The organism is Teredinibacter sp. KSP-S5-2, from assembly GCF_032773895.1.
GTDB lineage: Bacteria > Pseudomonadota > Gammaproteobacteria > Pseudomonadales > Cellvibrionaceae.
Window position 1 is genome coordinate 243,760 of sequence record NZ_CP120416.1, and the last position, 14,235, is coordinate 257,994.

Here is a 14,235-nt window from a genome sequence, read left to right on the forward strand (position 1 = left end):
TCCGATACTTTATCAAATACGTTTATTGGTCTTGTAATGCAATTGCCGGGTCTATTTTTGCTGCCTTCTGTGCCGGAAGCCATGCTGCGAACATGCCCGCTAAAAGTAATACGCCCAGAGCGGTAAGTGCTGTGACAAAATCAATCTCCGGGTTAGCAAAAGTGGTGCTGTTTGAACCTTGTGCCATCATCACGTTAGCAATAGTCTCCACAAGGATCACGCCAAGAAATAACCCGAAGTACCCCGATATAAAGGTAATTAGTAGGGATTCTTGAACAATCATACTGACGATTGACATCGGTGTGGCACCAATCGCTTTGCGCAAACCGATTTCTTTTGTACGTTCTTTTACCGCGATGAGCATAATATTGCCGACACCAACGGCACCTGCGATGATGGTGCCTATAGCCACGACCCAACTGAATGCCTGAATACCACCAAATAGCGCATTGACTTGATCCAAATCCTTTTGCGAATTGTAACTACCAATGGTGTTCCAGTCGTCGGGGTGAACCCGGTTTTTTTCCAGTAATGCTTTTTTGATCTTTTTTTCCAATACAGAAGCGTGAACGCCTTCGACAGGTACAACCGTCAGGGAATAGATTCTATCTGCAATATTTAATGCTTGTTTTAATGTTGCGTAGGGCGCAAATATTTTTGATGAATCCCTCTGTTGCCATTCGTTTTTGGCTGAGGGTTGAAAAACCCCTACAACTGTCAGTTGCATTCCCCGGTAGGTTATCGCTTTTCCAATCGGGTCTTCGCCATTTGGGAATAATGTGTCGCGAACTTTACGGCCAATAATACCCACTTTTCGTTTTTCTTTTTCATCAAGAGCATTCAGGAAGCGCCCCTGTAACAGTTCAAAGCCCTGAATTTTACTGATTATCGGTGGGTAGCCGCTGATGGAATAGGAATCTGCTCTGCCTTTGTAGCTGACGTAAATATTGTCCGCCCCAATATAGGGAGCGACATATTTAATTTCCGGAATTTTTTTTACTAAAAATTCTACGTCAGAGTGCTTAAGCATAATGTCTCTGCCGGTATCCAGCCCCATATAGGGAATGGTGGTCGCTCGGCCTTTCCAGAACGTAATAGTATTTAGTTGGTTGCCCCAGTTTGAGACCGCACCATTTTTTAGCCCTTTGCCAGCCCCCATTAAAGTGACCAGCATAAATATACCCCAGAAAACACCGAAAGCGGTTAAGGCTGTACGTAATTTATGCCGCTTTAATGTATCGACAATTTCCTGCCAGAGATCCAGGTCGAATACTTGCATAATTATTCTTCCCTCATGGCTTCAATGGGCAGAATTTGTGCTGCCCGTAATGCCGGTGCCAAGCCAGCCAGGGCTCCCGCGCTAACGAGTAATACCAGTGCGGTAATGGCAGTGGAGAAATCCACTTCCGGTCGTTCAAAGTAGGGAAGTTGTGCGCCGCTGGAAACGATGGCCTGATTGGCACTTTCTAAAAAAAACACGCCGAGCACAAGGCCGAGGTAACCGGCAATGGTGGTAATAATGACGGATTCACTGAGGATCATTAAGGTGATGGATGCCGGGGTTGCGCCAAGGGCCTTGCGAATTCCTATCTCCCGTGTTCTGTCCTTAACAGTAATGATCATGATATTGCTGATACCAACAATGCCTGCCATCAAGGTTCCTATTCCGACAAACCAGACAAAAGCGGATATCGCCGTGAACAGTTGATTAAATTGATAAGCCTGCCGGGCGTTACTCCAAACGAATATGGCTTTTTCATCGTTCGGAGAAATTGTATGGCGGCGTTTTAATAAGCTGACAATTTGTTCTTCAAATCGGAATGGGTCAATGCCTTCTTCCGGTGTGACGGCAATCAGATCGATAATACCGTGTTCGCCAAAGGTGTTCTGGAATGTTCCAAAGGGGATATACAATCTTTCGGACATTCGGCCATTCCAGCCTTTATCGAAGAAGACGCCAACCACTTTGAGAGAAACACCATTGATCACAATGTATTCGCCAATCGCCTGTTCTCTAGTTTGAAAAAGCGCATCGGCAATGGCGGTTCCAATGACCACCACTTTTCTCGCTTCATCATTATCTATACGGTTTAGCCTTCGACCTGCGACGTAATCCTGATAGCGTTTTATTTCAAAGTATTCTTCTGTTACGCCATACACACCGAAACGTACAGAGCGATTTTTGTGGGTTATATACACTTCCCGGTTCCAGCGTGAGCCGGTGTAGTTTTCACCGGAAATAAATTCCACACCGGGAATGTTTGCCTTTATCGCCGCAATATCACTTTCATAAAACTGGACTTTTTTACCTTGAGGCGTGCCTTTGTATGGTTGTCCAATTCGTCTGGCAATAACCGTAACTGCATTTCGTGCATCCGCACCGTAGCTTTTTTCAACACCATGCTGCAGTCCTGCACCGGACCCCAATAGAAGGATGAGCATGAGAATACCCCAGAAAACGCCGAACGCTGTCAGGAATGTGCGCAGCTTATTTTGCCTAACAGTAAAATATATTTCTTGTATGAAATCGACGTTAATCATCCGCTTGTCAGCGCCGTTTCATCGTGAATGATTAAACCGTCTTTCAATTCGATCCTTCTTTGGGTTTGTTCCGCGATTTCCTGTTCATGGGTAATAATGATGATAGTTTTGCCTGAAGCGTGAACCTCTTTAAAGAGATCCATTACTTCTGTGGTGGTGGTGCTGTCGAGCGCCCCTGTCGGTTCGTCCGCAAGAATGACCATGGGGTTGGTGATGAGTGCGCGAGCGATGGCTACGCGTTGTTTTTGTCCACCGGACAATTCTCCGGGCATATGCTGCATTCGGTCGCCGAGGCCAACTTTTTCCAGGTATTCGCAGGCTCGTTTGTTGCGTTCTTTTCGGCTGACATTTTGGTAATACAGCGGCAAAGCCACATTTTCAATTGCGTTTTTAAAGGGCAGCAAGTTGAAGGACTGGAAAACAAAACCAAGATATTGGTTTCGGAGCTTGGCGGCTTGTTTTTCTTTCAGGTTGGAGATCAGCGTACCGGCTAAGCGGTAGTTGCCTCGATCATGGGTGTCGAGTAAACCCAGTATATTAAGTAGTGTTGATTTACCTGAGCCGGAGGAACCCATAATGGCAACCAGTTCACCCTCGCCAATTTCCAGATTGATTCCCTTCAGTACATGCAGCTCTTGATCGCCACTACCATAACTTTTGTGTATATCGTTAAGACTGATCATCCTGATGTATTCGTTATCTATTCATTCGTATCCGTTGATTGTACACCGAGAATGTGTCCTTGTTCGGGTATTTTTGACGCAAAATGTGTACGATCTCGGGTCTTGGGAGGCGTTTGGGGTGTGATATTATTGCATGCGCAAACAGCCTTCAAATTTGCGTTTTGAGTATGCCGGTGTTGGAGTAAAGAATGGGTGAAGTGGTTGAGTTTAAACGCCCCAAGAAAAAAGACCCTCATAAAGGTAAAACCTTATGTCGAAGTGGGTTTCACAAATGGGAGGTAAACAGGGAAAAGCAGTTTGATGTGAAACAGGGGCGTCTGGTAACCATTTATCGATGTTGTCGATGTGGCAAAGAGAAAGTTGAGCTACGTTAATCGGTTTGCGTTTTCGATTATTAATGAAAATCTCGCGATTTAAGACGAAACTCGGTTTGATTATCCAGAGTTTGCAGACGATCTGAATAATCTTCAAGCTGTCCCGCAATGATGTGGATGACATTGTCCCGAGTTTCCAGTCTGCCTTTCACTACCAGCAGTTGACTGGTCAGTAATTCTCTTCTGTATTTATCTTGTGTGTTCTTCCATACCACAATATTTATGTTCCCTGTTTCATCCTCCAGAGTTAAAAATACAGTGCCCTTCGCCGTTCCCGGACGTTGTCTTCCGGTGACTAAACCTGCGACCCGGGCGAAACGGCCATTGCCTAATTGAGACAAATCCTGTTGCTTCAGGCAGCGGGTAAACGGGTATGTCTGCCTTAAGAGTGCCATTGGGTGTGGCCGCAAGCTCACGCCTAACATATCGTAATCGTTAATTACATTTTCCTGGAGATTGGGCGGCATGGTAAATAATTCATCAGTATTATTTACTTCGGCATCATGCAGTAAGGGCGTGTAAGGTTTTATATTTGCCGAACGCCAGCGGGATTGATGTCGGTTGCCGGACAAATGACATAAGGCATCCGCGGATGCGAGTATTTGCATTTCGCTATGATTAAGTTTGGCCCTATGTGCTAATTCTTCCAGTGATTGATAGGGCGAGCGTCGGTTATCCACAATACGATATGCGGCTGGTTGATTGAAGGTTTTAATTCGTTCAAAGCCGAGTCGAATGGCCCAGTCTTGCGCCTGTGTTCCCTCTGTATCTGGGCGCTGTTCAAGTTTGTTTTCATAATCACTTTGATTTATTTCAACAGGAAGAACCTGTACATGGTGTCGTCGTGCATCCTGAATTAATTGTGATGGCGAGTAAAAACCCATCGGCTGACTATTGAGTAGCGCACAATAAAAGGCGGCGGGGTGATGGCACTTTAACCATGAGGAGGCATAGCAAAGTAAGGCAAAACTGGCCGAATGGGATTCGGGAAACCCATAACCGCCAAAGCCTTTAATTTGATTAAATAAACGGTCGGCAAATTCCTGCGGGTAACCTTTTTTTAACATGCCATGAATAAATTTTTCTTCAAATTTAAGCAGGTTGCCGTTTTTCCCCCAGCTTGCCATGGCCCGACGAAGTTGGTCTGCTTCACCGCCGGAAAAACCTGCGGCCACCATTGCCAGACGAATAGCCTGCTCCTGAAATATAGGGACACCCAATGTGGAAGATAAAACGTCTTCTAATTCTTCATTATGGTAGGTGACGGGCTCTTCTTTATTTCGACGACGTAAATATGGATGAACCATGTCTCCCTGAATTGGTCCGGGGCGAACAATGGCAATTTCGATAACCAAATCATAAAAACATTGTGGTCTGAGCCTTGGCAACATCGACATTTGTGCGCGGGACTCCACTTGAAAAACGCCGATACTGTCACCTGCACTTAACATATTGTAAGTGGCTTTATCTTCCTGGGGGATGTCCTTAAGCCCGGTTATGTGAGGAGCATACTGGTGAACATAATGCAGACCTTTGCGTAATGCAGTCAGCATTCCCAAGGCTAGTATATCGACTTTCATTAAGCCAACCGCTTCGAGGTCTTCTTTGTCCCACTGAATAATGGTTCGCTCTGGCATGCTGGCATTTTCCATAGGCACCAGGTCAGAGATTTTTTTCTGTGTGATAACAAAACCACCGACGTGCTGTGATAAATGACGAGGAAACCCTTGTATCTGCTGAACCAGGCTGAAAAACTGCAGCATGAGTTTTTGTTGTGGGTTTAATCCCGCTGCTGCAATACGCTTTTTTAAATCACCTTTTCTGTCCCACCAGGCAAGTGATTTGGCAATGTGATCAATTAACCCAGGGTCCAACCCGAGGGCTTTGCCCACATCGCGAATAGCACTGCGGGGCCGGTATGTCACTACGGAAGCCGCTAACGCGGCACGCTCTCGGGTATATTTCCGGTAAATATACTGAACGACTTCTTCTCTGCGCGAGTGTTCAAAATCCACGTCAATATCGGGTGGTTCATTTCTTTCTTTCGAAATGAAGCGTTCGAATAACACATTGATTTGCCCAGGGCGTATTTCGGTGATATCCAGGCAATAACAAATAACTGAATTTGCCGCCGAGCCTCGCCCCTGACAGAGAATATTTTCCTTTCGGGCGAACTGGACAATATCGTGTACTGTAAGAAAGTAATACTCATACTGCATTTCCAGTATCAGCTGTAATTCTTTATCAATAATCGCCTGAATTTTTTCTGGTACACCTTCTGGCCAGCGCTGTTGCTTTCCTTGATTGACCAGGTTGGTTAAGTGTTGGATGGGAGTAATATGCTCGGGAACTAATTCCTCCGGGTAGTGATAACGCAACTCATCCATTGAAAAACTGCACAGGTCGGCGATGCGTTGAGTTTCTTCCAGTAATTCAAGTGGGTAGAGCGTGAGTAACTCTTCCTGGCTTTTTAAATAGCTCTCTGCATTGAGTGATAATGTTTGACCCAGCTGTTCAACGCTGGTGTTATTTTTGATTGCAGTTAAGGTGTCTTGTAGGGGCTTTCGATTTTTATCATGCATTAATATTTCCGGGCATGCCACAAGAGGAATATTGTATTGTTTGCCCAATTTCTGCCAATAATCATAGTGTTTTAATTCGGCAGGCTGCAGTTGATGGCGAATACCGATCCATAATCGATGCTTAAAACCCAGGGACAACTCTTTGGCATATTTGGCAATCTGATCGTTGTTGAGCTTGCCTGTATGGTCTATCTGATTTTGGGGTAACCATATAATCAGGCAGTTTTGTAATCGAAATCGGAGGTCTGGCAGGTGTGCCTCGTATTTTCCTTTTTCTGATCGACGCCTGGCTAGCGTGATAAAGCCCGATAGTTCTGCATAGGCAGTTTTATTCGGTGCGAGAACAACAATATGGCAATGGTTGGATAAATAAAACTCACTGCCGATAATAATCGGAAAATCCAACTCTTTCGCAGTAATATAGGCTTTTACCGCGCCGGCCAGGGAGCATTCATCGGTGATGGCCAGAGCAGAATAGCCTAAGTCATATGCGCGCTCGACCAGCTCTGATGCGTGGGAGGCGCCTCGTAAAAAGGAATAATTGGTTAGGCAGAACAGTTGAGCAAAAGGCATAAAAAGTTATTCCATCAACTGAAGAAACCATGAACAAACCAGTTTTGGCTGTGAAGGTCTTTAAATATCCATAGCCGTACATTGTCTGATCTTTTGGCAATAAAATAATCCCGTGCAATAGGTGTGTCCCACCATTGTCCTTGAATTCTCTCTGGGCCTTGTAACAGCTCAATCTCTCCTTGCCAATAAAGAGTTTGATGTCGATGGCTGATCTTGTACGGGGAACCAAACAACCAATCGGGTTTGTCGCCAGTAATTTGAGGGTGAATAGGGAGGTTTTTTTTTACCTGGCTGTATTCAACCAATATGCTGCTTTGTTCCGGTACATGGGAATCGATATGCTGAACTTGCCGTATGTTTTCCTCCCCGATTCTGGCTTTTAGTTTGGCTAAGGTGATTTCAAACTGATGAGTTAGAGAAACATTCCCCTGTTTAAATTCCAGTAACTGACTATCTCCTTTTTGGGGTTGTGTTTTCTGGCAAATTAATTCCAGTGTGTCTACTTCAAAATTAAGCGCAACCGATTCCAGTTTTATTCGACTTAATTCATATAAAACGTTTAATTGACTGTGGTTCTGATCGAATCGGACAGTAATTTGCTGTTGGTTATGATAAATGTCAGACAGGCACCATGTTATTTCCTGGCACTGATGCTGCCTTTTTTGCAGGTAATCACTGAGTCTTTCCAGCAAAAACAACATAGGTTGTTCGAGCTGGTTATGATTACTCACAGGGTAATCGAATTGAATATCCTCTATGAAATATTCTTCGGGATGGTAAATCTGAACCGGTGTCTCGAACAAGGCCGTTTGTTTTATCTGACTGTCGATACCAAATATCTCAGCAATATACTGACTGAAGTGATGTCCGAAACGATCACGTAAGCAAGCCAGGCCTTGTTGCTCAACCTGTTGCAGTATGTCGTTCAGGTATTTAAAACCAATTTTCTGTAATGCATTGACTGTGTCGGGGTACTCTCGTAATACGCTTGTTGGCAATTGAGCAAGTTGCTGGATAAAACTTTGAATGTCCTGATTTTCCTGTGTAATCCTTGTTGAATCGGGATCATAGGTTAGCAGCCAGGCTCCAAGTTTAGTGTGAGCCAGCCCGAAACAGGTGGAGAGTGCCATATCCAGTAATAGGGTTTTTATTTGCTTAATTATCGGGAGGAGTCCGCCAAACAGTGATACGCTGCCAGAGAGCTCAAGAATGATTCCGACATCTATGGTATTGTGAATTTGATAATGCTCTATATAAGGTGTGAACTGATATAGCTTTTCCATCAGGTTATCGATCAGTCTTTTTTCTGCTTGAGCATCCCGTTCATAACTTAATGCTCCTGTTAACGCCTGGGCAGTACCCTGTCGTATATTAAGCCTGACACCACAATCCTGCGCTGAATTTGAGGCATAGATCACTCGTTTATTTTCCACTACCGTGGCGATATCTGTTTCGTGAACCGCTAAGGCTTCTAGTGGTAAAGCCTGAAAACGTAAAGCCAGCCAGATTTTGTTTCTGATCGTTCTGACTTTATCCATGAGTTTGTCGGGGTTCTAATGGAAAATGAAAGACGTTTGATGTTGGAATACCTGTTTTAATTGCATTTTTAAATGGTGAGTGGCTTTGATCAACCGACTGAAATTGGTTGTGTGCCGAGTATTTATGCCAATAATCAGGCAAGGCGATTTTAGTTTGTTTTTGTCGTAATTGTCCTTTTTGTTTCAAAATATTTAATTGTATCTGAGTCTCCAATAATTGAATTTTGATTCGTAAACTGGCTGGGGAGCTTTGGCTAATAGTGTGTCGCTGCCGAATGAGGAAAAATAATTGATTGGCACGTGCCGTAGCGAGCTGACATTTACGTAGTTCGCTATACGATAATGATTGTTTAGGTGCCCAGGATAATAAAAGCTGGCAATCTTTTGTCGCGGCCAGTTCAGTAAAACAAAAAATAAATTCCTGTTTGTTCTGGGGGGTAACAATGAGTACCCGATTAATATCGATACCTTGTTGTAATAGCCTGTTGGCAAAAGGCAATGCCGGAGGATTGAGTAATAGGATATATCCGTTTTCCTGCGCCAGTAATGTTGTGATCGCTGGCGTCAGCAATTGCCATTCGGCGGAACATAAACCGTTTTCGGAGCAGAGTTCGATCAAACACCCTTCCGGCCAGCCGCCATGAATCAGTACATTATCGAGTTCTTCATGGCCACTGCTGAGCGCAGCCTGAGGCTCGGTTTTTTGATTGTAACCCCGCCATATGTCTTTGCGGAGTAACAGATCCTCCAGGTTTTTGCCTGGAGGTCTGTTTGGGGGGCAGGACGAGGGAGGGGAGGTCATACAACATCAATAAATCTATACTGTTTTTATATACAGTATATTGGGTTGAGGGGAATTTCAAGTAGATGTTTATACTAAAATGGTATTTTGGTACATTGGGATAGAATTTTCGGCTTTGGTGGTTTCCACGCTGGCGCTGAAGTGGCGTGAATAGAATTATCTATATCTTGCGTCTTTCGTATAAAAAACAATCTATTAAGGATGATGTGATGTTTCTTAAGCTATTGACTTTTCTTGCTCTGATTTTATGTCTGTCCGGTTGTGTTCAGCAGCAATACTTGAAGAAATCTTCTAATGGGAAGGCCTATGTAGAGTTAACAACCATTCTTATTGAAGATAGAGTTGCTCGACAGCATCGAATAATACTTCCGAATCCTGTTGGTATGACCTCTCTCGCGCTTATCGGTATACCTTTGGCTCCTTTGGTAATGTACGACTACTACAAGTCATATAGCGAATTTAATTTTTTGCTAGATGATAAGTTTAAGCAAAAGGTTTTTGAATCGCTTGAATCGAGAATGCGTGAAGTAAAACACGTTGAGATTAAGGGGATTGAAAATATTGATAAAAAGGAAAATATTAATAGTCGAAAATATTATCAACGAAAAGATAAACTACAAAGAGTTATTATTAACCTTGATTATATGTTTAGTAATGACCTGGATGTGATTAATGTTGTTGCAGCTGTTAACGTTATTCCTAAAGAGTCTGTTCGAAGAGGTCAGGGAGAAAGAAGAGCGTCTAGAGTGGAGATGTTTCATATACAGTATCAATCGCCAAGGAGTTTACTTGATCGAGTTCAGAGAACAAAAAAATATACCGAAAGAGATTTTGCCAGAATAGAGGAAAGGTTTAAGCATAGTATGCGTGATGCCAGCTTCTCAGAAAAAGCTGAACTTCGTCGAGAGCATCGACAAAAAAAACAATGGGTGAATAGTTCTGCCTATGCTTATCTAGATGAGCCAGTATATCGGGGTGAATGGACTCAGGATATTGTTGAAGAATATATTATGGAAGGTTTTGACTTGGTGACATATGTTGTTGCAGATGTATTTGGCGAGGATACTATAAGAAAACAAGCAAAATGTGGAAAGAGTTATGCATTGGAAAAGGCATTTTCTGATGAGGTGTCCAATATGAATCTATGTTATTTTGAATTGAATCAAAAGTACTCTGTGCTTTGGTCTGGAGATGATTTTTTTATATATCCAGGAAATGAAGTTGTGAAGAGAAGTCCTCTACATTTGGAAGGTGTTGATAGACTGAGTACAGGGAGATATGTCTTTGAATATCAGAAGTAAATATTCGAGATCGGACATTCGTATTATTAATGTGATTAGCTTTAGGGGGAATGAATGTACGGTGCTATCGAAGCCGGTGGAACCAAATTTGTTTGTGCTGTAGGCACATGTTTGAATGACCTGACGATTGTCTGTTTCCCGACCACGACGCCGGGCGAAACCTTGTCCAAATGCTTCGGTTTTTTTGATAACTACAGTAAAGACTTGAGGGCCATTGGTATTGGTTCGTTTGGTCCGGTTGATTTAAATTCAGAATCAACTTCATATGGTTATATTACCGATACGCCAAAAGCGGGGTGGAGCAATACAGACTTTGTTGGTCCTTTTCGACAGCGATATCAGGTGCCGATTGCGTTTGATACCGACGTAAATGCCGCTGCGGTTGGTGAGTTTGCGTCTGGTGCGGCGCAAGGAGTGGAAAATTTTATTTATATCACCATAGGCACGGGAATTGGTGGCGGAGCCATGGTCAATGGCCAGCTTGTTCACGGCCTTGTTCATACTGAAATGGGACATGTTTTTCTTGTTAAGCACGAGCAAGACACTTTCTCTGGTAGCTGTCCTTTTCACGGTGACCGGTGTTTTGAAGGCTTGGCCTCTGGGCCAGCTATTGAAGCGCATTGGCATGATCGAGGTGAAAATCTGGAGGACGACCATATTGCCTGGCAAATAGAAAGTGACTATATCGCTAAGGCGTTGATTAACTATACCTTTTGTTATTCACCTGAAATGATTGTTCTCGGGGGAAGTATAAGCCTGCGGCCGGGTATTATTGAACAGGTAAGAAAAGCTTTTTTAACCTATATGGGGGGATACATTAAACACGATCGGTTATCTTTGGGGATTGATCAATATATTGTGTTGCCGGGGTTAAAAGAACAGGCAGGCATCTATGGAGCGCTAAAGTTAGCGGAATATAAATTAAAGAATAATGTTGATACTAAGTGAAGTGGGGTTTAAATGAATTTAAGGACAGTAGGACTAAAGATAAGTACGTTATTTGTTTTTCTTGGGGTGTCTTCTTTTTTATCATCTTCTTTTGCATCCTTGCCGGTGGATGCTTATGCAAAATTACCCGAAGTTCGAATGGTTTCGATATCGCCAAGTGGTAACTTGCTTGCTTATCGAAAAACAGCAGAAGGAAAAGATACTTACATTGTTGTTTCCCTCGCTGAAAATAAACTTATTGCTGGGTTAGATGTGTCATCGGTTAACGCTGATACCGCTTATTTTTTAAATGAGAAGAATATTGTGCTGGTTGGCACCGAGCGCCGAAGGGTTGGTGGCTATATTGGTGAGCATAATATTAGTACGGCTTATCTATTTGATATAAAAAGTGGGAAAGTGCGTCAGTTATTGGTGCCAGGCAAGGTGATAGCAGTACAAACCGGGTTGGGAGAGGTTGTTGGTGTTTCTGATGATGGCAAATATGTGTACATGCCGGCATATGTTAAAGACAACGATTTGGATAAAACACCAAAATATTCACTTTTAAAAATCAACCTTACCAAGGATAAGGCACCTAAAGTTCACTCGCGGGGAAGGGATAGTTCGATTGATTACTTTATTGATGGTCAGGGAAATATACTTGCACGAGAAGACTACAATAATTACACCAATAAGCATGAAATACTGATTCGGGAAGGTAGCCAATGGCGAGCCATTCTGGAATACGAATCGCCAAGAAGAAGAGTGAATGCTGCTGGTGTTACACCCGATGGAAAATCTCTGATTGTGTGGCAGGCTCAGGGGGAAGGAGAACGTAAATCTTACTTTGAAATGTCGTTACAAACCGGCAAGATCGGTGAGAAGGTTTTTGCCAGGGACGATGCAGATATTGAAAGACTTTTGGTGGACACCAATCGGATCGTATATGGCATTGTTTATTCTGGATTTTATCCAAGTTATCGTTTTTATGATCAAGCCTTACAGGCCAGAGTGGACAAGATTATTGGGGATAATCCTGGTTATCGTGTGAATATCGAAAGCTGGTCTCCTGATTGGAAACACATTGTTGTGAAACTTGAAGGGCCTCAATCATCGGGAGACTATTTTGTCTATTCTGCGGGTAAATCCGCGCCAACCCATCTGGCGAGCGGGCGACCACAAATTCCTGGGGATAAAATCCAATTTGTGACTAAGTTTTCTTTCAAGGCCAGGGATGGATTAACGATTCCCACATTGCTGACGATTCCTGCCAGCGCCAATGGAAAGCTGAATAAATTGCCTGCTGTTATGCTGCCCCATGGTGGTCCGCGTGCTTATGATGCAATTGGTTTTGATTGGCTTGCTCAGTTTATTGCCAGCCGTGGATATCTGGTGATTCAACCACAATTTAGAGGTTCTCTGGGGTTTGGGATAAGTCACGAAGTTGCGGGAGAGGGCGAATGGGGTAAAAAAATGCAGGATGATTTAACCGATGCAGTTAATTATCTCGCAGGTAAAGGGTATATCGATAAATCCCGAGTCTGTATCGTTGGCGCAAGTTACGGCGGTTACGCTGCTCTTGCTGGAGCAACAATAACACCAGACGTTTATCAGTGTGCAGCCTCTATTAACGGACTGAGTGACATTCCTAAAATGCTAAATGAAGTTAAAGCGGATTATGGAAAGTATCATTGGGCTCTCTCATATTGGCAAGATTTAATCTCCAACGGAAAAGTATCAAAAAATGATTTGAAGTTGATTTCACCCGCAAATTTAGCTGATAAAGCAAGTATCCCTGTGTTGTTGATTCATGCGGAAGATGATGAAGTGGTTAATGTCGATCAATCAAAAGAAATGCATTCTGCTCTGAAACGCGGAGATAAAAACGTGTCCTATGTAAAGATTAAGGATGACGGTCATTACCTAAATAAAGCGGCTTCCCGAAAAGTTGTGTTGGAAAGCTTGGAAGTATTTCTGCGAGATAATCTGTAAAAAAAGGCCGAAAATCAATTTCGGCCATTAAGACGCGTTAAGCGTATAGAAGACGGTTATTGGTAGCTTGTTATATCTTCAAATAAGCGCCAGGTGTTTTCGCCTGGTGCAACTCCCCACACTTGACCTCGTGTTGTAATTCCTCCGCTGTTTTGACAGAAAATGGCTGCGCGTATGCTGTATACCGGTTCTGTAATGCTTTGGGTTAGATGAAAATAGTTGCTATAAAAATATACTTCTGTTGATTCTTGTAGATTCAATAAGTCGAATGAAGCCGGATTGTTGTTTGTCCAGCATTTTCCATTTTCTTCATGGTTCTCAATAAATGCCTCTGCATCGAATAATAATGTGTGTTTACTTGTTAGTAGGGTGTTTAAATTAATTGTTGGTGGTTGAGGTATTTTATGTTTTTGTACTGTTTCGCCGCATTGAATGATCAAAACTTTATTTATATTTAGCGCGTAATCCGGTGTAGTCGTTTTCGCGCTGTAAATTCCAATTGTATCTTGAGTAATAACTGCTGGTGCTATCCACTCCTGGGTCCAGTCTCCGTTGTGTAAATTTGCGTAGCATTGATTTTCCTGATTGCTGTATGAAAACGTCACTTCAATGTTTTTGGCGCTACGGCTTAATGTATGAGTGTTTTGTATCTCCGATGCCTGAGTGAATGAGATAAAAAAGAACAGCGTAAATATTGTTAGTAAATTCGTTTTTTTCATTGTGCACACTCCATGATTTAAATGATGTTGGTGCGAAAAAAAATCGCCGCGTTAATAAGTGCACTTTTGTATACGTAACGTTACGGTTGAGAATTAAATCAAAAATGAAAAAATAAAATTTGATATGGATTAAAGTCCTATTTTTTAAAGGCCTTTTGGTAATAAAAATTTTCGATGGATGTAATTTTTTTGGCGTAATATTT

At 42.8% G+C, this 14,235-nt stretch carries 11 protein-coding genes; 4 read left to right on the top strand and 7 right to left on the bottom strand.

Going from position 1 to position 14,235, the window contains the following annotated elements; genetic code table 11:
• Window positions 1-22: 22 nt before the first annotated feature.
• The 3 genes from P5V12_RS01170 to P5V12_RS01180 form a co-directional block, all read right to left on the bottom strand.
• Entirely contained in the window at window positions 23-1,279 is a 1,257-nt protein-coding gene (locus tag P5V12_RS01170; protein ID WP_316955404.1) for an ABC transporter permease, read from the bottom strand.
• 2 nt (window positions 1,280-1,281) lie between these two features.
• Window positions 1,282-2,442, bottom strand: coding sequence for an ABC transporter permease (locus P5V12_RS01175; RefSeq protein ID WP_316955405.1), 1,161 nt, complete (start codon window positions 2,440-2,442; stop codon window positions 1,282-1,284).
• 95 nt (window positions 2,443-2,537) lie between these two features.
• Window positions 2,538-3,224, bottom strand: a complete 687-nt coding sequence (locus P5V12_RS01180) for an ABC transporter ATP-binding protein (protein WP_316955406.1) — start codon at window positions 3,222-3,224, stop codon at window positions 2,538-2,540.
• 188 nt (window positions 3,225-3,412) lie between these two features.
• On the opposite strand from P5V12_RS01180, the gene P5V12_RS01185 reads away from it, so the two are divergent.
• The gene (locus P5V12_RS01185) at window positions 3,413-3,598 is read left to right on the top strand and encodes a hypothetical protein (protein ID WP_316955407.1); all 186 of its coding nucleotides are present in this window, start codon (window positions 3,413-3,415) and stop codon (window positions 3,596-3,598) included.
• Between the two features lie 20 nt (window positions 3,599-3,618).
• On the opposite strand, the gene P5V12_RS01190 is transcribed toward P5V12_RS01185, so the two are convergent.
• The 3 genes from P5V12_RS01190 to imuA are packed head-to-tail and all read right to left on the bottom strand — an operon-like array spanning window position 3,619 to window position 9,093.
• Window positions 3,619-6,753 (bottom strand): error-prone DNA polymerase, encoded by a 3,135-nt coding sequence (locus P5V12_RS01190; protein ID WP_316955408.1) that lies wholly within the window; start codon window positions 6,751-6,753, stop codon window positions 3,619-3,621.
• Between the two features lie 14 nt (window positions 6,754-6,767).
• Window positions 6,768-8,291: a DNA polymerase Y family protein gene (locus P5V12_RS01195; RefSeq protein ID WP_316955409.1), complete on the bottom strand. Its 1,524-nt coding sequence runs from the start codon at window positions 8,289-8,291 to the stop codon at window positions 6,768-6,770.
• Window positions 8,284-9,093: a translesion DNA synthesis-associated protein ImuA gene (gene imuA, locus P5V12_RS01200; RefSeq protein ID WP_316955410.1), complete on the bottom strand. Its 810-nt coding sequence runs from the start codon at window positions 9,091-9,093 to the stop codon at window positions 8,284-8,286. Before imuA ends, P5V12_RS01195 begins: the two co-directional genes overlap by 8 nt.
• A 146-nt stretch (window positions 9,094-9,239) precedes the next feature.
• Here imuA and P5V12_RS01205 point away from each other — a divergent pair, with 146 nt between their 5' ends.
• Genes P5V12_RS01205 through P5V12_RS01215 form a run of 3 tightly spaced genes read left to right on the top strand, consistent with a single transcriptional unit; the run spans window position 9,240 to window position 13,313 of the window.
• On the top strand, window positions 9,240-10,394 hold the full coding sequence (locus P5V12_RS01205) for a hypothetical protein (protein ID WP_316955411.1): 1,155 nt from the start codon (window positions 9,240-9,242) through the stop codon (window positions 10,392-10,394).
• Between the two features lie 54 nt (window positions 10,395-10,448).
• Window positions 10,449-11,342 carry an ROK family protein gene (locus P5V12_RS01210; RefSeq protein WP_316955412.1) on the top strand — a complete coding sequence of 298 codons (894 nt, stop codon included), beginning with the start codon at window positions 10,449-10,451 and terminating at the stop codon, window positions 11,340-11,342.
• A 12-nt stretch (window positions 11,343-11,354) separates the two neighbouring features.
• Window positions 11,355-13,313: an alpha/beta hydrolase family protein gene (locus tag P5V12_RS01215; RefSeq protein WP_316955413.1), complete on the top strand. Its 1,959-nt coding sequence runs from the start codon at window positions 11,355-11,357 to the stop codon at window positions 13,311-13,313.
• A 56-nt stretch (window positions 13,314-13,369) separates the two neighbouring features.
• Here the strand turns inward: P5V12_RS01215 and P5V12_RS01220 are convergent, their stop codons facing one another.
• Window positions 13,370-14,032: a hypothetical protein gene (locus tag P5V12_RS01220; protein ID WP_316955414.1), complete on the bottom strand. Its 663-nt coding sequence runs from the start codon at window positions 14,030-14,032 to the stop codon at window positions 13,370-13,372.
• Between the last annotated feature and the right edge of the window lie 203 nt (window positions 14,033-14,235).